Source organism: Amycolatopsis sp. NPDC004747, from assembly GCF_053601335.1.
This window is the reverse complement of record NZ_JBSGBQ010000033.1, coordinates 70,844-90,726: the sequence shown is the minus strand read 5'-3', so window position 1 is coordinate 90,726 and position 19,883 is coordinate 70,844. Positions and strand designations below refer to the sequence as shown.

Sequence of the window (19,883 nt, the reverse complement as noted above, 5' to 3'; positions counted from 1 at the left end):
CTCCTGACGTCCGTGCTTCATTGCGCAGACTGCGGCGGGGAAGCAATGTACGGTCTAGTTAGTTAATAGAGAGTGCGAGACCGGACCCCGGGTGTCAAGAGGCGGATTTCAGGCGGTCAGGTAGTCGATCACCAGGTCGCCGAGCATCGAGCGGTAGTGCTCGCGGCGGGCCGGGTCGAGCATGTCGCGGCCGAAGATCGCTTGGAACGTGTGCCGGTTCGCCAGGCGGAACACGCAGAACGAGCTGATGATCATGTGCACGTCGAGGGCGTCGGCGTCCGCGCGGAACAAACCGGCCTTCCGGCCGCGCTCGAGGATCCGGGCGATCCCGCCGAGCGCCGGGTCGGCCAGTCCGCCGAGGATCTCCGACCGCGACAGGTGTTCGGCGTGGTGGATGTTCTCGATGCTGACCAGGCGGATGAAGTCCGGGTGCGCCTCGTGGTGGTCGAACGTCAGCGCGGCCAGTTGCCGCAAGGCGTCCTCGGGCTCCAGGTGCTCGACGTCGAGCTGCTGTTCCGAGGCTCGGAGCTCGGAGTACGCCTGCTCCAGCACGGCGATGTAGAGCTGTTCCTTGCCGCCGAAGTAGTAGTAGATCATCCGCTTGGTGGTGCTGGTGCGGGCGGCGATCTCGTCGACCCGGGCGCCGGTGTAGCCCTTGTCCGCGAACTCCCGGGTGGCCACCGCCAGGATGTCGGCCCGCGTCCGTTCCTTGTCGCGCTGGCGCTCGGCCTCCGACGATGGTGCGGCCACCGGGCTCCCTCCGCTGCAGGTGAACGCCCCCACTCTAGTCCAGCCCTTCCGTCCGGGCGGACGCCGCGCTACCGTGAACGTACTAGTTCGTACATTAGTTTCCGGAGGGCACCGCGTGACCAGCTACCTGATCGGCCTCGTCGGCACGGGCATCGGGCCGTCCGCCAGCCCGGCCCTGCACGAGCGCGAGGCCGACGAGCTCGGCCTCCGCTACCTCTACCGCCTGCTGGACCTCGACGTGCTGCGCCGCCCGGTCGCCGACGTCCTCGCCGCCGCGCGGCTCGCCGGGTTCGACGGCCTCAACGTCACCCACCCGGCCAAGCAGGCCGTCGTCCCGCACCTCGACGAGCTCTCGCCGGAAGCGGAAGCGCTCGGCGCGGTCAACACCGTCGTGTTCCGCAACGGCCGGGCGATCGGCCACAACACCGACGCGACCGGGTTCGCCCGCAGCCTCACCCGCGGCCTGCCGGACGTCCGGATGGACGACGTCGTCCTGCTCGGCGCCGGGGGAGCGGGCGCGGCGGTCGCCCACGCGCTGCTCTCGCTGGGCACCGGGCGCCTCACGGTCCACGACGTCGACCGCGGCCGGAGCGCCCGCCTGGCCGCCGCGCTCGAGCGGAGGTTCGGCCCGGGGCGGGCGGTCGCCGGCGACGTGACCGGGATCCGCCGCGCCGACGGCCTCGTGCACGCCACCCCGACCGGGATGGCCGCCCACCCCGGCTCGCCGGTGCCCGCCGAACTGCTGCGTGCAGAGCTGTGGGTCGCCGACATCGTCTACCGGCCCCTGGAGACCGCGCTGCTGGCCGCCGCCCGGGCTCGTGGCTGCCGGGTGCTGCACGGCGGCGGCATGGTCGTGCTGCAGGCGGCCGAATCGTTCCGGCTCTTCACCGGCGCCGAGCCCGACCCGGCGCGGATGCTGCGCCACTTCGACGCACTGGAAGGGGAGGCCGCCCGTGCTGCCTGAACCGCGCACCGCGATCGCCACCGTCTGCCTCTCCGGCACCCTGGAGGACAAGCTCGCCGCGGCCGCCGCGGCCGGGTTCGACGGCGTCGAGCTGTTCGAGAACGACCTGCTGGTGTCGCCGTCGAGCCCGGCCGAGATCCGCCGCCGGTGCGCCGACCTCGGCCTGTCGATCGACCTCTACCAGCCGTTCCGCGACTTCGAAGCCGTCCCGCCGGAGCGGCACGCGGCCAACCTGCGCCGCGCGGCGCGCAAGTTCGACGTCATGGCCGAACTGGGTGCCGGCACGATGCTGGTCTGCTCGTCGGTCGCGCCGGAGGCGGTCGACGACGACGAACTGGCCGCCGAACAGCTGCGCGCCCTGGCCGACCTCGCCGACGCGCGCGGGCTGCGGATCGCCTACGAAGCACTGGCCTGGGGCCGGCACGTCAGCGGGTACGAGCACGCCTGGCGCATCGTCCGCCGCGCCGCGCACCCCGCGCTCGGCGTCTGCCTGGACAGTTTTCACATCCTCTCGAAGGGCCACGACCCGGCGCCGATCCGCGCGATCCCCGGCGACAAGATCTTCTTCCTCCAGCTCGCCGACGCGCCGAAGCTGCCGATGGACGTGCTGCCGTGGAGCCGGCACCACCGGCTGTTCCCCGGGCAGGGCGACTTCGACCTGACCGCCTTCACCGGCCACGTGCTGGCGGCGGGCTATCGCGGGCCGCTGTCGCTGGAGGTCTTCAACGACGTGTTCCGCCAGGCCGACCCGCGCCCGGCGGCGGTCGACGCGCTGCGGTCGCTGCTGGCGTTGCAGGAGTCCCTCGGCGTGCTCGACCTGCCGGCCGCGCCCGCGCTGACCGGGCACGCGTTCGCCGAGGTCGTCACCGATCCGGGGGCCGGCAGGGTGCTGGCTTCGCTCGGGTTCGCGCGCACCGGCGTGCACCGCACCAAGCCGGTCGAGCTGTGGGAGCAGGGCGAGGCCCGGGTGGTGGTCAACGAAGGCGGGGCGGCGCACGGTGCGGTCGGCGCGGTCGCGCTGGCCAGTGCCGACCCGGCCCGGTCGGCCCGCCGGGCCGAAGCGCTGCGCGCGCCGGTCCTGCCGCGGGTGCGTGGTCCGCGAGAGGCCGACCTGGCGTCGATCGCCGCGCCGGACGGCACCCAGGTGTTCCTCTGCGGCGACGACTGGCGCGACGACTTCGTGCCGACCGGGGAGACGGCCGGCGGGGCCGGGGTCTTCGGAATCGATCACGTGGCGCTCACCCAGCCCTTCGACCACTTCGAGGAGGCGGCGCTGTTCTACCGCTCGGTGTTCGGGCTGACGCCGTCGCCGGTGGCGGAGTTCGCCGCGCCGTTCGGGCTGGTGCGCAGCCGCTCGATGGCGGCCGGGGAGGTCCGGCTGACGCTGGACGCGGCCGTGGTCCGCCGCGGCGGGTGGGCCCCCGCGGTCCCCGAACCGCAGCACGTGGCGTTCGCCTGCACGGACGCACTGGCCGCGGCCGCGGCGATGCGCGCGGCGGGCGCACCCCTGCTGGACATCCCGGGCAACTACTACGACGACCTCGAAGCCCGGCTGGAGCTGCCGCCGGAGCGGCTGGCCGCGCTGCGGGAGCACTCGGTGCTCTACGACCGCGACGAGGCGGGGGAGTTCCTGCACTTCTACACCGCGCTGGCCGGGGCGCGGGTGTTCTTCGAGGTGGTGCAGCGGATCGGCGGGTACCGCGGCTTCGGCGTGGCCAACGCGCCGGTGCGGATGGCCGCCCACCGCGCCCGGCGACACGCGGCGCCACCGGTGAAAACGCCGGCCTGACCGCCGGCCGCTCGGTACCGCCGCCTCGGGAAGTTCTTTCCCGGGGCGGTTTTCGTCGTGGCAGGGCACCGCGGGCGCGCCGGATTCCGGTGCCCCAGCGGTGAAAAACGTGCGGGACGGCTGCCTATCCGGACGACTTCTGGCGCCACCTCTCCCGGCGCCGGTAACGGCCCGGCTACTCCTCGCATGCGTTTACAACGTTCCGGCAACCGCCTTGACAGGGCCTGTGGTACGTACCACTCTAACCCCAACATTGGTCTACACCATTTGGGGCGTCCGGCCGCGGTGGCCGGGCATGGAAAGGACGGCATCGAGTGAAACGCTGGCTCAAGCTGGCGGCGGGCGCCGCCGCACTCACGCTCGCGACCGCGGGGTGCGCGGGCTCCGGCGGCTCGGACACCGCGGCCTCGTCCAGCGGCAACGCACCGCTGAGCGGGACCGTCACGGTCTGGCTGATGACCGGCTCCGCGCCGGCCACCCTGACCGACGCGCTCAACAAGGAGTTCGAGGCCGCGCACCCCGGGGTCAAGGTCAAGTACGAAATCCAGCAGTGGGACGGCATCCAGCAGAAGCTGACCACCGCGCTGGCCAGCGGCGCGCCGCCGGACGTCATCGAGATCGGCAACACGCAGACCGCGGCGTTCGCCTCGCAGGACGGCGTCCTGACCGACCTGACCGCCGAGAAGGACAGCTTCAACGGCTCGCAGTGGCTCAAGGGTCTCGCCGACTCCGGCAGCTACGACGGCAAGACCTACGGCGTTCCGTTCTACGCGGCCAACCGCGAGGTCATCTACCGCAAGGACATGTTCGAGCAGGCCGGCATCGCCAAGCCGCCGGCGTCGAACGACGAGTGGATCGACGCGATCGGCAAGCTGAAGACCAAGTTCGGCTCCGACCCGGACTTCCAGGCCCTCTACATGCCGGGCCAGAACTGGTACGCGCTGCTGTCGTTCATCTGGGACAACGGCGGTGACATCGCCAAGGCCGACGGCAAGAACTACAAGGCCACCCTGGACACCCCCGAGGCCAAGGCCGGTCTGGAGTTCTACAAGAAGCTGGTCGACACCTCCGGCACCAAGGCCCCGAAGGACGCCGACGAGGCCAAGCCGCAGCAGGCGACCGTCTACGGCGCCGGCAAGGTGGCCATGATGATCGGCCTCCCGTGGGAGCTCGCGACCGCGGCCAAGACCGACGCGAGCCTGACCGACAAGACCGCCGCGTTCGCCATCCCGGGCAAGACCGCCGGCCAGAGCGCCCCGGTCTTCCTGGGCGGCTCCAACCTGGCGATCCCGGCCAACAGCAAGAACGTGGCCGCGGCCAAGGAGTACATCAAGCTGCTCTCCAGCCCGAAGTACCAGAGCCAGCTCGCCGCGGCCGGCGTCGTGCCCGGCACGTCGACCGACCTCACCGGCCTGGACAAGGACCCGCTGGGCAGCGTGATGGCCAAGGCGTCCACCAACGGCAAGGCCGTGCCGGCCAGCCCGAAGTGGGGTGACGTGGAGTCCGGCCAGAACCCGGTCAAGGACATGCTGACCGCGTACCTGACCGGCAAGAAGACGCTCGACCAGGCGACCGCCGACGCCAACGCAGCGCTGAACAAGCTCATCGGCGGATGACCGCGACCGCGAATGTGACGATGCCGGCGGGGGCCACCCCGCCGGCATCGCCGCGCGACACCCGGGTGACCAAGCGCAGGCGGGGCCGGTTCGGCGACCGGGTGCTCCCGTACCTGCTGCTGCTCCCCGCGTTGGCGGCCATCCTGGTGCTGCTGGCCTGGCCGCTGGTCCAGGTGCTCGCGATCAGCTTCCGCAAACTCGACATCGGCCAGCTCGTCTCCGGCAAGACGATCTGGATCGGGTTCGACAACTACGCGACCACCCTGTCCGACCCGGAGTTCTGGACCATCACCGTCCGGACGCTCGTGTTCACCGCCGCCATCGTGGCCGCCACCATCCTCGGCGGCCTGCTGCTGGCCGTGCTCATGCGCCACCTCGACCCGGTCGTGCGGATCATGGTGCAGGTGACGCTGGTCCTGGCCTGGGCCACGCCGGTGATCGCCACGACCACGGTGTTCCAGTGGATCTTCGACGAGCAGTACGGCATCCTCAACAAGACCCTGGACCGGCTGGGCTTCCACGGCTTCATCGGGTTCTCGTGGTTCTCCAGCGGCCCGAGCACGCTCACCGTGATCGGCCTGCTCATCGTGTGGCAGGCCGTGCCGTTCGTGACGTTCTCGCTGTACGCGGGCATCATCGGCGTCCCGCGCGAGCAGTACGAGGCCGCGGGTATCGACGGCGCCAGCGCGTGGCAGACGTTTCGCGCGGTCACCTGGCCCGCCATCCGGCCGATCACCACGATGGTGACGTTCCTGTCGGTGCTGTGGGACTTCAACGCCTTCGCCCAGATCTGGGCGATCCGCGAGGGCGGCCCCGACGGCGGCAGCACCACCCTGGCCGTCGTGCTGTACCTCAAGGGCATCGCGGGCAACCACTTCGGCGCGGCGGGCGCGATCGCGACGCTGATGCTGATCGTGCTGGCCCTCATCACCGGCCGGTACATCCAGCTGCTGGTCCGGACCCCGGAAGGTGATCTCAAGTGAGGAAGTCGCTGCCGCAGCGGATCGCGCTCTCGGTCGTGGGCGTGGTCGTGGCGCTGCTGATCCTCTTCCCGACCTACTGGATGTTCGTCACGTCCATGCGGACGCCGGGAGAGATCCTGTCGCCGAAGTACGACCTGATCCCGACGTCGTTCTCGTTCGGCAACTTCGCCACCGCGCTGGGCAAGGACAACTTCCCGACGTACCTGATGAACAGCCTGATCGTCACGGTCGGGTCGGTGCTGTGCGCGCTGGTCGCCGGGACGCTGGCGGCGATCCCGCTCTCGCGGCTGCGGTTCACCGGCCGCAAGGGGTTCCTGGTCCTGGTCATGGTGGCGCAGCTGGCGCCGGTGTCGGCCCTGTTCATCCCGCTGTTCCTGCTGATGAAGGACGCCGGGCTGCTCAACACGCTGCCGTCGCTGCTGCTGATCTACTTCGCCACCACGCTGCCGTTCACCGTGTGGATGCTCTACGGCTTCGTCAACGGGATCCCGTACGAGCTGGAAGAGGCCGCGATGATCGACGGCTGCAGCCAGACCGGCGCCTTCCGGCGCGTCACGCTGCCGCTGCTCGGCCCGGGCCTGGTCACCACGTCGGTGTTCAGCTTCATCACCGCCTGGAACGAGTACCTGTTCGCGCTGGTCTTCATCCGGGACAAGCCGAAGGAAACGCTGCCGGTCTGGCTGGCGTCGTTCCGCACCGCGTTCGCCACCGACTGGGGCGGCGTCATGGCCGCGTCGGTCATCTACGCGATCCCGGCGCTGATCTTCTTCCTGCTCGTGCAACGCAAGCTGGTGTCCGGCACGACCGCCGGCGCGGTGAAGGGATAGCGGTGTCCTCTCCGGAAAAACTCGCCGAAGCCGTCCTCCTGCCCGGGTTCGCCGGGACGACCGCGCCGGACTGGCTGCGCCGCCGGATCGACGACGGACTGGGCGGGGTGGTCCTGTTCGGCCGCAACGTCGTCGACGACGAGCAGGTCGCCGCGTTGACCGCGCAGCTGCGCGGTGGGCGCGACGGCGTGGTGGTCGGCATCGACGAGGAGGGTGGCGACGTCACCCGGCTGGACGTCGGCACCGGGTCGTTCGTGCCGGGGCCACTGGCCCTCGGCGCAGCCGACGAGCCGGAGCTGACCACGGCCGTCGCGGCCGCGCTCGGCGAACGGCTGGCGGCCTGCGGCGTCACGGTGAACCTGGCGCCCTGTGCGGACCTCACCCTGGCCGCCGAGGACCCGATCATCGGGGTCCGGGCGTTCGGGTCCGACCCGGCGAAGGCGTCACCCCATGTCGCGGCCTACGTGACGGGCCTGCAGAAGTACGGCGTCGCGGCGTGCGCGAAGCACTTCCCGGGCCACGGCGCGGCGACCGAGGACTCGCACGTCGCGCTGCCGGTGCTGCCGCGGACCGTCGAAGAGCTGCATGAGATCGAACTGGTCCCGTTCGCCGCGGCGATCCGGGCCGGGGTCCGCTCGGTGATGTCCGGGCACCTGGTCGTCCGCGCCTGGGGCGACGAGCCGGCCACGCTCAACCGCACCGCGCTCACCGACGTCCTGCGCGGCGAGCTCGGCTTCACCGGCGCGGTGATCACCGACGCGCTGGAGATGGGCGCGGTGTCCGGGGCGTACGGGCGCCACGACGGCTTGGGCCGCTCGGCCGTGCGGGCACTGGCCGCGGGGGCGGACGCGCTGTGCCTCGGCGGCGCGGCGTTCGAGGCTGACCACCTGGACGCCTGCGTCTCGGCGATCGTGGCCGCGGTCGCGGCGGGGGAGCTGCCCCTGGAGCGGCTGGCGGAGGCGGCGGCGCGGACGGCGGCGCTGGGCACCGACCCGGCACCGGCTTCGGTCGGCCCGGTCGACCGGCGGCTCGGCCTCGAAGCGGCGCGCAAGGCCCTCCGGGTGCACGGCGAGCCGCGCCTGGACGGGCCACCGCTGGTGGTCGACGTCCAGACCGAGCCGACCATCGCGGCCGGGCCGATGCCGTGGGGCCTCGGCACGCACCTGGCCGAGCTCGTGCCGGGCACCCGGACGATGACCGCGACGCCGGACGACGCGGCCGCGGTGCTGGCGGCGGCCCGCGAGCCCGGCAGCGTCGTCGTGGTGACGCGGGAGGCCCACCGTCACCCGGAGGTGCGCGCGCTGCTCGACGCGTTGTCGGCGGTGGACTTCATCCGCGTGGAAACCGGCGTGCCGGGGCCCGTCGGCGACGGCCCGCGGATCGACACCTTCAGCGGCTCCTGGGTCAGCCTGCGCGCCGCCGCGGAATATCTGGCCTGAAAAGGGACGAAACCTCGGGATTGTGCCGGGGTTTCGTCCCGTTTGTCGTATCTCCAGAAGTCCCGCCGCCGTTTGTACGGGGCTTGTACCGGTGGTCGCGATTCTTGCCGCACACCGAAAAACTGGAGGACGGAACCATGAACATGGGGATCGTGAAGCGCGTGGCCGGGGTGGCCGGTATCGCCGCGGCGATCGCGGTCGTCGGCGCGAGCCCGGCACTGGCGGCGACGGGGACGGTGCACACCGACTCCGGCGCGGCGCTGACCGTGCGGGCCACCGCGAGCACCAGCGCCGCCTCCGTCGGCACCATCGCCGACGGGACCGCGGTGACCATCACCTGCCAGACCAACGGATCCACGGTCGACGGCAAGTACGGGACGAGCGACATCTGGGACAAGGTGGGCAACGGCTACATCAGCGACGCCTACGTCTACACCGGTTCGGACGGCCGCGTGGCCCCGGACTGCGACGGCACGACGCAGACCTGCTCGACCGCGGGCCTCGGCGACCACCGGACCTGCGCGGAGGCGGTCGCCTACGCCAAGACCCGCATCCACACCAACGACCAGGACGCCTACGAGGGCTGGTGCGACCGGATCAACGCGCAGAACTACGGTTTCTCCGCGTCCGGCTCGGAGACGGCCTACATCCACTGGACCCAGATCCCGTCCTCGTACAAGCACCCGGGCGACTACCAGGTCCCGGCCGGCGGCCTCGCGTTCTTCAAGAGCAGCGGCGCGGGCCACACGATGATCTCGATCGGCGACGGCAAGTTCCTGTCGAACGACATCAACGGCTACGGCAGCTACACCGAGACCACGATCGCGCAGATCAAGCAGAAGTGGGGCCAGACCTACCTCGGCTGGTCGCAGCCGTGGTTCAAGGTGAACCACTGACGCTCCGTGCTGTGCGGGCCCCTGTCCACCTCTCCCGGACAGGGGCCCGCAGTCCTTTCCGCCTCACTCGGGTGGGTGAGGTGTACCCCCGTGGCTCAACGGCACGGCCGGGATGGGCGTGCTCGCGGCGGACCGGCGGCGGAGGTGCCGCCGGACACCGACGGAAGGGGTTCACGGATGCGGTGGTTCAAAAGCCTGTGCGCCGGGGTGGCACTCGCGACGCTCGCGGTGGTCGCGCCCGCCGGGAGTGCCCAGGCGTCGACCGACGCCTGGTGGGACTGCCCGGACGGGTGGTTCTGCGCCTGGTATTCGACCGACGGCAACGGCGCGATGGCGCGCTTCCAGTCGGGGGCGCCGGACCTGCGCGAATTCAACCTGAACGACCACGTGTGGTCGGTGTGGAACCGGACCGGGGTGGTCTGGTGCACCTTCGCCGACATCAACTACGCCAGCGTGTCGGGCAGCCCGTGGCCGGTCGGCAACTGGCGGGGCAACACCTCGCAGTACAACCGGCAGAACACCATCAGCTCCCTGCGTCGCGGGGCCTGCTGAGCCGCCGGAAAGCGGCGGTGGCACCGGAAACCCCGGTGCCACCGCCCTTCGCGTCCATCCACAAGGGACGTCAGATCTTCAGCACCCGGTGCGCCGGGTCCGCCAGGTAGGCGAGCAGATTCCCGGGCCGGTACGGCGGCCGCATCTGCTCACTGCGGTTCAGCGCGCACGAGCCGGCGAACTCGGTCTCCGGGTCCGCCGCGCCGATGACGCGGTTCGCCGAGCCGAACCACCGGAAGAACGCGTTGAGGGAATCGTGCAGCTCGCCGAGCTCGTCGCGCGCGGCCAGGTACGCGAAGGCGTTCTCCTCGAACGCGAGGCCGCACTGCTCGGCGCGGTCGGCCATCCACCGCAGGGCGAGGTTCGACAGAGCCGGCTGCCGGTAGCCGCCGCCGACGTCGGAGTGGGCGCCCGCGAACCAGACCTGCTCGCGGATCTGGCCGTTCGCCGCCTTCGAGGGTGTCCACACGGCCGGGGTGAACGACTTGCGGTGCTCGTCCACCGCCAGCGCCTGGTACGCCGCCTGCACGATCGAGGTGAGCTCCATGTCGTGGAACTGCCAGCGCTTGTTCAGCAGGTGGATCAGCCGGCCGCCGCTGAGGGGGATGCCCAGCGCGCCGACGGTGTCCCAGACGCCGACGAACCGGATGGGCGTCCGGTCTTCGCGGGCGTACTTCGCGCGGAACTCGCGGGCGCGCGGGCTGTCCGGGCCGGACGTCGCCCGGTCACGAGCGCGGTAGAGCCCGTAGGCCTCCTCGAGCCGGCCGAGCTCGCCGGGGCGCAGGACGCCGCAGTTGCGGATGAAACCCACGGTGCTGCGCGCGGTGTAGGCCCCGCGGCTGAAGCCGAAGAAGAACAGCTCGTCGCCCGGCTCGTAGTTTTCGGCGACGAAGCGGTAGGCGTCCTGCACGTTCGCGGAGAGGCCCACGCCGAACGCGCCCCCGATGAGGCGGTCCCACAGCTTTCCGGTGCCCACGCCTTCGTGGTAGTACACCCGCTGTTCGGTACCGGCCGGATCGGCGGCCGCGACCACCTTCTGGAGCTGGCCCACGTTGGTCGGTGCCGGCTGGCGGAGGCTGTTCCAGGTGCCGTCGCAGCAGATCACGAGGCGTTTCGCCATGCTTCCTCCCCGGTCCGGACCCTCGTGAGTCGCAGCCGGGGGGTGTCGCGTTACGCCGTGGTGGCCACCCGCGAGTGTGACGCTGCCCGATCCCCACGGATCGGTGCTCGACCGGCGGGCGCGGTCGTTCTCGCGGGGAACCGGCGGCGCACCATCCCCGGGTGCGCCGCCGGTCCGCCCGTCACGCCCGGCAGGTGCGTCCGCGGTTCACGCAGTTCACCAGGCCGTTCATGATCCGCTGCGACATCACGTTGGCGAAGTCGTCGTGGTCGGACAGCGGGTTGTGCTTCTCCTGCGGGAAAGCGTCCACTTTGTACTGCTTCTTGAGCTGGATGTCGTGCGGGATGTCGTAGGTCAGCGAAATCTGCAGCTGCGGCACCGCCTTGAACCCGTTGCCGCACCGGCCGAACCGGTCCGGGAACACGATGTGCGTGCGGTGGTTGGCGCTGTCGGTGTTCTTGCCGTCCCAGCAGCTCGGGAAGGTGTGGACGCGCTTGACCTTGCTGCCGTCGGGGCAGATCGGGTACTTGTCGGTGAGGCGGTTCTCGAACCCGGTGCACGTCCAGCTCGCCTTGGCGTTGGCGGGCCCGTTGGTCGAGACCTTCGCGTCGCCGTAGAGCACGCGCAGGAAGCGCGGCATCGCCACGACCTTGCCGACCGGGCTGCCGCGGAAGGTGATCTGCACGCGCTGCGGCCGCAGGATCTTGCCGTCGTTGCCGGGCAGCTCGTTGTTCTCGTCCTGGCCGGGCAGCGTCCCGCCGGCCGTCGTGCTCGGGGGCGGTGCCGGCGTTCCGGTGTCCTTGCCCGGCTTCGTCGTGCAGGGCGCGAGGCCGCCGAGGTCGCCCGGCTTCTGCGTGAACCGGCCGATCGCGGTGGCGATCCGGTCGATGATGGCGCTGCGGCGGTCCTTCAGCGGGTCGAGGATCGCGTTGCGCACGAAGTCCTGGCCGCCCTGGCCCTGCGTCGAGGCGATGCGCTGGTTGGCTTCGTCGGCCTGGGTGTCGAGCTGGTCGAGGTTGCTGTCGACCTCGGCCATGGCCTGGTCGGGGATGTCGGTGAGCTTGCTGGCGACGTCCGGGCAGGCGACCTGGACCGTCTTCGCCTCGCGGTCGGCCTGCGCCCGGTCGCCGTCGGGCTTCTTGGCGGGCTCGTTCTTCTCCTCTTCGCCGGTGTCGATCCGGACCACGGGCCAGAAGTAGGCGGACTTGTCGCCGTTGCGGCAGGTGGTCCCGGCCTTGACCAGGCTCTTGTTGTTCGAGTCGGCGTTCGTCGAGAGGTTGCCGACGTAGTCGTGCAGGTGCTGGGCGCCGTTGCGGACCCCGGGCTGGGCGATGAAGTTGTCCGGGTTGAAGTGCTGGTTCTCGTTGCGGCCGCAGTCGACGGTGAAGGTGCCGGTCGCCGCGCCGTAGACCGGGCGCGGGTCGAACTGGTTCGGCTGGACCTTCAGGATGTCGACGAAGAACGCGGGGTTCGCTTCGTCGGCGCTGGCTTCACCGGTGTGGCCGGTGGTCGTCGCGACGACGATGCCGCCGACCGCGATCGCGAGGGCGAGGCCGCCGGTCGCGATCTTGGTCCGGCGGGAAAGGCGATGCCGTCCTTGGGTGCGGGACATGGGAAAATCCTCCGGTGTCGGGCTGGCGGGAACGCGCGACACTGAGCCGGGACGAGCCCAGGCTCGTCCCGATCAGGCGGGGTTCTGTCACGGGTTTCTTCGATGCGTCGGCACGGCACGATTCCCGGCTGGTCCACTGACCCGACATCAGTGGGTGCGCGGTCACCTGCCCGTGGCCGCGCCGTCAACCGGCTGGTTATCGTTCCGTTATGGAAGCTACACGGTCGCTTGACACCGGGCAAGAAGTTCTTTTCGACAGTTACAACCCGTCAGGCGCGGTTCGTGTTTCCGTAGCGGAAGGGTGCTCTGACCTGGGGAAGTGCGCCTCCCGGCGGGCGCCCGGAAAAAAGTTTGAACCGAAGTGAACCGGCATCCGTATACCCCGGTGAGACCGGTCGAATGCCCGCAGCCCGGTCTTCGCGGTGAATTGCCGTGGAATGCGGGGAATGGCGACCTCGATTCCATTCACGGCGGACGCGCGGGAATCCCTCAGGACGCCTCTTTGTGCGCGAGCAGGCTGCGCCGGAGCGTCGCGAGCGCGCGGTGCTGGGCGACGCGGACCGCGCCCGCGCTGCCGAGGCCGACCGCGGCGGCCGTCTCCTCCGCCGTCATGCCGAGGATGATGCGCAGCACCAGGATTTCGCGCTGGCGCGGCGGGAGCGTGTCGAGCAGCCCGGACGACCAGTCGAGCGCCGCGGAACGTTCGGCCTCTTCGCTCGTCGGGTCCGGGCCGCCGGAGCGGCCTGCCGGTGGCTCGGCGACCGGGCTGGTGCGGTCGCGGGCCCGGCGGCGGTGGAAGTCGGACACCTTGTGCGCGGCGATGCCGAAGACGAACGGCACGAAGCCGTCGGGCTCGAGGCGGTACCCCGGCAAGGCGCGGACGAGCGCGAGCAGCACGTCCTGGGCGCAGTCCTCGGCGTCCGACGAACCGTCCTGCCACGTGCGCAGCCGGCCGAGGCAGTAGCGGAAGACGATCGGGCGCAGTGCGCGCAGCAGTGCCGCCACCGCGGCGCGGTTGCCCTGGACCGCGGCCCGGATGAGCGCGGGATCGAGGGAAAACGTCGCCGTGGGCGTGGGACCACCCTCGGCGGAGTGCGGCGGCATCAGGCCCTCACTCCCTCTTTCGTGAAGATCGCAACGGACGGTCACGACGCTAGGTGACTGCGCGTGGCCGCCGCACCTGCCGGGCGGCCGTCCCGAACCGGGTCTTCCGGCCCTGGTCCGGACCGGCCTGCTGTGCATGCCGCCGCCGCCCGCAACGGCCGGGCCGAACGGCCCTATCGGCGGACCGGGCGAACCGATCACGCTGGTGGCCGGGGATTTTCACAGGAGAAACACAGGGACGTGATGGTTGACGACGTGGGCTTCGGGCTGCTGCTGGACCGGCAGCAGTGCCTCGCCCTGCTGCGGACGGCGAACCTCGGCCGGGTGATCTACACCCACCGGGCCATGCCGGCGGTGCGTCCGGTGCGCTTCACGGTCGTCGACGACGCCGTCGTGTTCGCCGTCCCGCCCGGCAGCCCCCTCTACGCGGGCGCGCGCGACGCCGTCGTCGCCTTCGAGGTCGACGAGTTCGCCGCCGACCTGGGCGACGGCTGGTACGTCAGCCTGCTGGGGCGCGCCACCGAGTCCGTGGCCGTCGACCTCTCCTGCCCCTGCCCGGCCGCCGCCCGGGCGAGCCACCGGTTCCTGCGCGTCCCGGCGGAGACCATCAGCGGTCACCGGCTCGCGTGCCACGCGGAGTGAGCCCCCGATTGCCGTAACGGATCGGCGCCCGTCATCGACCCACCGGATGGACGAACCGGATTGGGCCGACACGGGCAGTGACCTGTGGGACCCTTGACGGCCCGGGGCAGGCCCGGGATACCAGCGCAACCGACGGGGTCGACGGGAAGTGGCGGACGAACTCAGCATGCCGGCGATCTTGGCCGCGGTGGGCGGCATCGCTCGCGAGCTGGACCTCACGTCGCTGCCGGCCCGCGCGGTGGCGGCGATCTGCGAGCTGCTCGGCGCCCGGCGCGGCCGGCTCGTCCTGACCGGCGGCGAGACCGCCGAATACGGCCGGGGCCCGTTCGGCCCGGGCGCGATCGAGCTGCCGGTCCGCGCGGGAACGCAGACGTACGGCACGCTGACCGTCGAGCCCGGCGCCGGGTTCGGCGGCCGCGAACGCGAGGTGCTCGGCGCGCTCACCGCGGCCACCGGGATGGCCGTGGAAAAGGCGCTGCTGGTCGACCAGATGCGCCGCCGCGAACGCTGGCTCGAGGCGTCCTACGACGTCACCCGCGCGCTGCTCTCGGCCCAGGACCTGCGGGCCACGCTGCGGCTGGTCGCCGAGCGCGCCCGGGTCGTCGCCGGCGGGACGGCCGGGGCGATCGCCCGGCCCGACGGTCCCGGCCGGCTCGTGTTCGACGTCGTCGAGCCGCCGGGCGAGGACGCCGACCGCCTCATCGGCCTGACCGTGCCGACCGAGGGCACCGCCACCGGGATGGCGTTCACCACCCGGCACCCGGTCGTGGTGCGCGACTACGGCGAGCACGTGCAGGAGCAGCAGCGCAACCACGACGCGCCGATGCCCGCGATGATCAAGGACCTCGACTCGGCGATCTCGGTCCCGCTGATCGTCGGCGAGGAGACCCTCGGGGTGCTGGTGGTCGCGAAGTTCCGCGACCGCTCGCCGTTCACCGAATCCGACGTCCAGCTGGCCGAGACCTTCGCCGGGCACGCCGCCCTCGCCGTCGAGTTCTCCCGGGCGCAGGAGGCGCGCCAGCAGCTGGCGGTGTTCTCCGACCGCGACCGGATCGCCCGCGACCTGCACGACCTCGTGATCCAGCGGCTGTTCGCCACCGGGCTGGGGCTGGAGGGCGTCAGCAGGCTGATCGCCGACGCCGGCGTCGGCGCGCGCGTGGCGGGGTTCGCCCAGGACCTCGACGGCACGATCCGGGAGATCCGCAACAGCATCTTCTCGCTCCAGGCGCCCGCGCAGGCGCAGGGCAGCCTCCGCGCGGAGCTGCTGCGGGTGGCCGTGGACGCCCGGGACGCGCTCGGCTTCGAGCCGCGCGTCGGCTTCGACGGGCCGCTGGACGCCGCGGTGCCGGACGCGGTCCGCTCCGATCTGATCGCCTCGCTGCGGGAAGCGCTGACGAACATCGCCCGGCACGCCGGTGCCAGGTCGTCTTCGGTCGAGGTCACGGTGGACCGGCTCGGCCGGCGGCTGACGCTGGTGGTGCGCGACGACGGGGCCGGGCCGCCGGCGGAGGCGGGCCGGATCAGCGGCCTGGCCAACCTCGCTTCGCGCGCGGCCCGGTGGAGCGGCCACTGCGTGCTGGCGGCGGGCGAGGACGGCGGGTCGCGGCTGGAATGGACGGCGGAGCTGCCGGCGATGAGCGGTGAGCAGGGGAGTGCGCGATGACCATCGGAGTGTTCCTGCTGGACGACCACGAGCTGGTCCGGACCGGGTTGAAGACCGTGTTCGAACCCGAAGCCGACATCGAGGTGGTCGGGGAGGCGGGGACGGCGGCCGAGGCGCTGGTGCGGATCCCGCAGGCGCGCCCGGACGTGGCCGTCCTCGACGTCCGGCTGCCCGACGGCGAGGGCGTGGCGGTGTGCCGGGAGATCCGGTCCACCGTGGAGCCGCCGCCCGCCTGCCTGATGCTGACGTCCTTTTCGGACGACGAAGCGCTGTTCGGCGCGATCATGGCGGGCGCGGCCGGGTACATGCTCAAGCAGGTGTCGGGCCGGTCGCTGGTCGAAGCCGTCCGCACGGTCGCCGCCGGCGGCTCGCTTTTGGACGCCACGCTGACCGCATCGGTGATGAACAAGCTGCGCGGCGAGAACGTCGCGACCCCGGACCCGCGGTACGAACAGCTGAGCCCGCAGGAGCGGCGGGTGCTGGACCTGGTGGCCGAGGGCCTGACGAACCGGCAGATCGCCGAGCGGCTGTTCCTGGCCGAGAAGACGGTGAAGAACTACGTCTCGTCGGTGCTGCACAAGCTCGGCGTCGAGCGGCGCACCTCGGCGGCGGTGTACATGTCCCAGCGGCGGGGCGAACCCGGACGATCGGGCTGATTTCCCGGCCGATCGGACGAAACCGGTGGGGCGTCCGACGTATCCAGCCACCGATGGAGTACACCTGTCGGGTGACGCACGAGTTCGCGTGCGCCGGCAGAGGGGACGACATGGCGGGGTTGTCGGGCGGGGACTGTGTCGCGCAGGACTACGTCACAGGGCAGATCAGGGCACTCGCGGACGCGGTGCGCCGCGAGGGAGCCGGCGGCGTGGGCACGCGCAGCTTCCAGCTCGCGGAGCACCTGGCGGCGGAGGGAGGCGTCCACCGCGGCGACATCATGACGGCCACGGCGACGCTGCTGGCGATGACGGCCTGGTGCGACGGCGAGGCGGAGGCGGCCCGCCGGTTCGCGGAGCTGGCCGGCGAGCACGACGCGGAGTCGCGCGAGCTGGTGACCCACCTGCTGCGCCTGGAGGCGGGCGCGGACCGCGGCTGGCTGCCGCGGGACCAGGCGGAGGCGTTGCTGGAGTACGCCCGCCGGGAACGCCGGGGCGACCTGGCGACCCGGGTCCGCGCACTGGCCGGGGTCCGGCGTGGACGGCACCGGCGGGAGGACTAGCCGGCGGGCCGGCACGTGCGCGTGCGCGTCCAACCGGGACAGTGCCGGAGGCGGGCGGTGCGATCACCGAACTCCGGTGCGCGGCGCCCGGTCACTACAGTGGGCGCATGACCTTGCCCACGGTGGACTGGGAGGCTTCCGGCGCGGAGGGGTTGCGGGAGCGCAAGAAGCGGCTGATGCGCCGGCGGCTGACCGACACCGCGACCGCGATGTTCCTCGAGCGCGGTTTCGACGCCGTCCGCGTCGCCGAGATCGCCGCGGCCTGCGAGGTGTCGGAGAAGACCGTCTTCAACTACTTCCCCAGCAAGGAAGCGCTGGTCCTCGACCGGCCCGAAGCCACGATGACCGCGCTGCGCGAAGGGCTGGCCCGGGCGGGCCGCACCCCCGTCGAAGCGGTGCTGGACGTCCTGGCCGGCGAACTGGACGCCCTGCTGTCCTGGCTGGACGCCCAGCCGGACCTGGCCGAAGCGAGCGCCCGGGTCCGGGCGTTCACCGCGCTGGTCCGGTCGACCCCCGCGCTGCGGGCGTACCACCGGGACATGACCGAGCAGCTGGAGGAGGTGGCCGCCGAGGCGCTGGCCGCCCGGACCGGCCGTGCGGCCGACGACCCGCAGTGCCGGATCGCCGCGACCGCCCTGCTCGGGCTCTGTGGTGTCCAGTCCACGGCGCTGCGCCGGAGCCTCGACGGCGAACGCACCTCGGGCCAGGTCCGCCGGGCGGTCGCCGCGGACGTGCGCCGCGCGGCCCGGCTCCTCGAGACCGGCTTGGCGGGGTTGACCGGCGGAACGCGCTGACCTCAGCCGGTCAGCGGCCGGGCCGGGTCGGCCAGGCGGTCCGCGTCCACGGTCCGTCCACTGAGGATCAGCTCGCGCACCGCGTCGAGCCCCTCGTCCCACCTGTTCACGTGCAGCCCCGCGACCACCCGGCCGCCCGCCAGCCAGAACGCGTGGAACGCCTCGGCGTCGCCGCGGGTGACGACGCGGTCATAGCCGCCCGGCGGGAACCAGCCGGTGAACTCCATGCCCGCGTCGTACTGGTCCGAGAAGAAGTACGGGAGCTCGTCGTGGACCACTTCGCGGCCGAGCATCGCCAGCGCCGCCGCCGGGCCGCCGTTCGTCGCCGCGGCCCAGTGCTCCACGCGGACGTGCCTGCCGTAGCGCTCCTGCCACACGCTCGCGACGTCGCCCGCCGCGAACACGTCCGGGTCGTCCGTGCGCAGGCCCGCGTCCACGAGGACGCCGTCGTCGACGGCCAGGCCCGCTTCGGCGGCCTGCCGGGTTTCGGGCCGGGCGCCGATGCCGACGACGACCACGTCCGCCGGGATGTCCCCGTCGTCCGTGCGCACCGCCGAGACGGTGGATCCACCCGCGAAGCCCGTCACACCGGTGCCGAACCGCAGCTCCACGCCGTGGCGGCGGTGCAGGTCGGCGAAGTACCCGCCCAGCTCCGGGCCGAGGGTGGCGTGCAGCGGCGCCGGCCCGGGCTCGACGATCGTCACCGGGCAGCCGTGGTGGCGCGCGGCCGCCGCCGTCTCCAGGCCGATCCAGCCCGCGCCGGCCACGACGACCCGGCCGCCCGCGGCCAGCGCGTCGCGCAACCGGTCGGCGTGCGCGAGCCGGCGCAGGTAGTGGACACCGTCGAGGTCGTGGCCCGGCACCCGCAGCCGCCGCGGCGACGCCCCGGTCGCCAGCAGCAGTTTCGCGTACCCGAGACGGTCGCCGCCGTCCAGTTCCACCTCGTGCGCCGCCCGGTCGAGCGCGGTGACGCGCCGGCCGGTCAGCACCTCGATGCCCTGGTCGGCGTACCACTTCTCGTCGTGGACGAACACCGACGCGCGGTCGTCTTGGCCGAGCAGGTACCCCTTCGACAGCGGCGGCCGTTCGTAGGGCAGGTCCGGTTCGGCGCCGACGAGGACCACCCGGCCGTCGAACCCCTCGGCGCGCAGGGTTTCCGCGGCCTTCGCGCCGGTCAGCCCCGCGCCGGCGATGACGAACGCGGCCATCAGGCGCTCACCCCGGTCAGCGCGAAGAACTCCTGCCGCGTCTTGGGTTCCTCCCGCAGCAGGCCGTGCAGCGACGACGTCACGGTCAGCGCGCCGGTCGCCCGCACCCCGCGCAGCGACATGCACAGGTGCTCCGCCTCGATCACGACGCCGACGCCCTTGGGCGCCAGGTGCTCCTGCAGCCAGCCGGCGACCTGCTTGGTCAGCCGCTCCTGCACCTGCAGGTCGCGCGCGAACATTTCGACGACCCGGGCGAGCTTGGACAACCCGAGGATCCGCTCGCCGGGCAGGTAGCCGACGTGCGCGACGCCGCGGAAGGGCAGCAGGTGGTGCTCGCACAGCGACTGCACCGGGATGCTCTTCGCCAGCACGAGCTCGTCGTAGCCCTCGTCGTTGGGGAAGGTCGTCAGCCGGAAGTCGCGCGGCTGCAGCAGTTCGGCGTAGGCGTGGGCCACCCGCCGCGGCGTGTCGCCGAGGTGCTCCGACGACGGGTCCTTGCCGAGCGCCCGCAACAGGTCGGCGACCGCGCGCTCGGCCGCGTGCAGGTCGACGGCGTCGCGCTCGGGCACGACACGGAGGTGCCGAAGCGGGACCGGGGCGCTGACGGGTTCGACGGTCACGGGGGTGCCTCCTTCTAAAATCAAGTCAGATTGACGTTAGAAGCCCCCCGGGGTTTTCGTCAACAGGTCTTTGTTTTAGAATGCGGTG

At 72.0% G+C, this 19,883-nt stretch carries 19 protein-coding genes; 13 read left to right on the top strand and 6 right to left on the bottom strand.

The annotated features are described in order from the left end of the window. Positions 1–108: 108 nt before the first annotated feature. Positions 109–750, bottom strand: a complete 642-nt coding sequence (locus ACWEGE_RS37740; protein ID WP_449665270.1) for a TetR/AcrR family transcriptional regulator — start codon at positions 748–750, stop codon at positions 109–111. Between the two features lie 115 nt (positions 751–865). Between ACWEGE_RS37740 and ACWEGE_RS37735 the strand changes: the two genes are divergently transcribed. The 8 genes from ACWEGE_RS37735 to ACWEGE_RS37700 all read left to right on the top strand — a co-directional run bounded on the left by ACWEGE_RS37735 (position 866) and on the right by ACWEGE_RS37700 (position 9,816). Beyond that, positions 866–1,714, top strand: a complete 849-nt coding sequence (locus ACWEGE_RS37735; protein WP_449665269.1) for a shikimate dehydrogenase — start codon at positions 866–868, stop codon at positions 1,712–1,714. After that, positions 1,704–3,503: a TIM barrel protein gene (locus ACWEGE_RS37730; protein ID WP_449665268.1), complete on the top strand. Its 1,800-nt coding sequence runs from the start codon at positions 1,704–1,706 to the stop codon at positions 3,501–3,503. Before ACWEGE_RS37735 ends, ACWEGE_RS37730 begins: the two co-directional genes overlap by 11 nt. 314 nt (positions 3,504–3,817) lie before the next feature. Continuing rightward, complete coding sequence (locus tag ACWEGE_RS37725) at positions 3,818–5,119, top strand: sugar ABC transporter substrate-binding protein (protein WP_449665267.1); 1,302 nt, start codon at positions 3,818–3,820, stop codon at positions 5,117–5,119. Then, complete coding sequence (locus tag ACWEGE_RS37720) at positions 5,116–6,102, top strand: carbohydrate ABC transporter permease (RefSeq protein ID WP_449665266.1); 987 nt, start codon at positions 5,116–5,118, stop codon at positions 6,100–6,102. The genes ACWEGE_RS37725 and ACWEGE_RS37720 overlap by 4 nt, the downstream gene beginning before the upstream one ends. Then, positions 6,099–6,929: a carbohydrate ABC transporter permease gene (locus ACWEGE_RS37715; protein WP_449665265.1), complete on the top strand. Its 831-nt coding sequence runs from the start codon at positions 6,099–6,101 to the stop codon at positions 6,927–6,929. The genes ACWEGE_RS37720 and ACWEGE_RS37715 overlap by 4 nt, the downstream gene beginning before the upstream one ends. 2 nt (positions 6,930–6,931) lie before the next feature. Further along, on the top strand, positions 6,932–8,368 hold the full coding sequence (locus tag ACWEGE_RS37710) for a glycoside hydrolase family 3 protein (RefSeq protein ID WP_449665264.1): 1,437 nt from the start codon (positions 6,932–6,934) through the stop codon (positions 8,366–8,368). 137 nt (positions 8,369–8,505) lie between these two features. Then, positions 8,506–9,264 carry a hypothetical protein gene (locus tag ACWEGE_RS37705; RefSeq protein ID WP_449665263.1) on the top strand — a complete coding sequence of 253 codons (759 nt, stop codon included), beginning with the start codon at positions 8,506–8,508 and terminating at the stop codon, positions 9,262–9,264. Between the two features lie 177 nt (positions 9,265–9,441). Then, positions 9,442–9,816, top strand: coding sequence for a peptidase inhibitor family I36 protein (locus ACWEGE_RS37700; protein WP_449665262.1), 375 nt, complete (start codon positions 9,442–9,444; stop codon positions 9,814–9,816). A gap of 70 nt (positions 9,817–9,886) precedes the next feature. On the opposite strand, the gene ACWEGE_RS37695 is transcribed toward ACWEGE_RS37700, so the two are convergent. The 3 genes from ACWEGE_RS37695 to ACWEGE_RS37685 all read right to left on the bottom strand — a co-directional run bounded on the left by ACWEGE_RS37695 (position 9,887) and on the right by ACWEGE_RS37685 (position 13,652). Beyond that, a complete protein-coding gene (locus tag ACWEGE_RS37695) occupies positions 9,887–10,936 on the bottom strand; it encodes a DUF2235 domain-containing protein (protein ID WP_449665261.1) in 1,050 nt (349 codons plus the stop codon). Between the two features lie 181 nt (positions 10,937–11,117). Next, positions 11,118–12,548, bottom strand: a complete 1,431-nt coding sequence (locus ACWEGE_RS37690; protein ID WP_449665260.1) for a DUF1996 domain-containing protein — start codon at positions 12,546–12,548, stop codon at positions 11,118–11,120. 489 nt (positions 12,549–13,037) lie between these two features. After that, positions 13,038–13,652 carry a sigma-70 family RNA polymerase sigma factor gene (locus tag ACWEGE_RS37685; protein WP_449665259.1) on the bottom strand — a complete coding sequence of 205 codons (615 nt, stop codon included), beginning with the start codon at positions 13,650–13,652 and terminating at the stop codon, positions 13,038–13,040. Positions 13,653–13,895: 243 nt separating this feature from the next. Here ACWEGE_RS37685 and ACWEGE_RS37680 point away from each other — a divergent pair, with 243 nt between their 5' ends. The 5 genes from ACWEGE_RS37680 to ACWEGE_RS37660 all read left to right on the top strand — a co-directional run bounded on the left by ACWEGE_RS37680 (position 13,896) and on the right by ACWEGE_RS37660 (position 17,967). Then, entirely contained in the window at positions 13,896–14,294 is a 399-nt protein-coding gene (locus ACWEGE_RS37680) for a pyridoxamine 5'-phosphate oxidase family protein (RefSeq protein WP_449665258.1), read from the top strand. 166 nt (positions 14,295–14,460) lie between these two features. Then, positions 14,461–15,957, top strand: coding sequence for a GAF domain-containing sensor histidine kinase (locus ACWEGE_RS37675; RefSeq protein ID WP_449665283.1), 1,497 nt, complete (start codon positions 14,461–14,463; stop codon positions 15,955–15,957). Further along, positions 15,954–16,613, top strand: coding sequence for a response regulator (locus ACWEGE_RS37670; RefSeq protein WP_449665257.1), 660 nt, complete (start codon positions 15,954–15,956; stop codon positions 16,611–16,613). Before ACWEGE_RS37675 ends, ACWEGE_RS37670 begins: the two co-directional genes overlap by 4 nt. 53 nt (positions 16,614–16,666) lie before the next feature. Continuing rightward, positions 16,667–17,173 carry a hypothetical protein gene (locus tag ACWEGE_RS37665; protein ID WP_449665256.1) on the top strand — a complete coding sequence of 169 codons (507 nt, stop codon included), beginning with the start codon at positions 16,667–16,669 and terminating at the stop codon, positions 17,171–17,173. A gap of 107 nt (positions 17,174–17,280) precedes the next feature. Then, on the top strand, positions 17,281–17,967 hold the full coding sequence (locus ACWEGE_RS37660; RefSeq protein WP_449665255.1) for a TetR/AcrR family transcriptional regulator: 687 nt from the start codon (positions 17,281–17,283) through the stop codon (positions 17,965–17,967). A 2-nt stretch (positions 17,968–17,969) separates the two neighbouring features. On the opposite strand, the gene ACWEGE_RS37655 is transcribed toward ACWEGE_RS37660, so the two are convergent. Both ACWEGE_RS37655 and folE read right to left on the bottom strand, forming a co-directional pair. Then, on the bottom strand, positions 17,970–19,175 hold the full coding sequence (locus ACWEGE_RS37655; protein WP_449665254.1) for an NAD(P)/FAD-dependent oxidoreductase: 1,206 nt from the start codon (positions 19,173–19,175) through the stop codon (positions 17,970–17,972). Further along, complete coding sequence (gene folE / locus ACWEGE_RS37650) at positions 19,175–19,795, bottom strand: GTP cyclohydrolase I FolE (RefSeq protein WP_449665253.1); 621 nt, start codon at positions 19,793–19,795, stop codon at positions 19,175–19,177. Before folE ends, ACWEGE_RS37655 begins: the two co-directional genes overlap by 1 nt. Between the last annotated feature and the right edge of the window lie 88 nt (positions 19,796–19,883).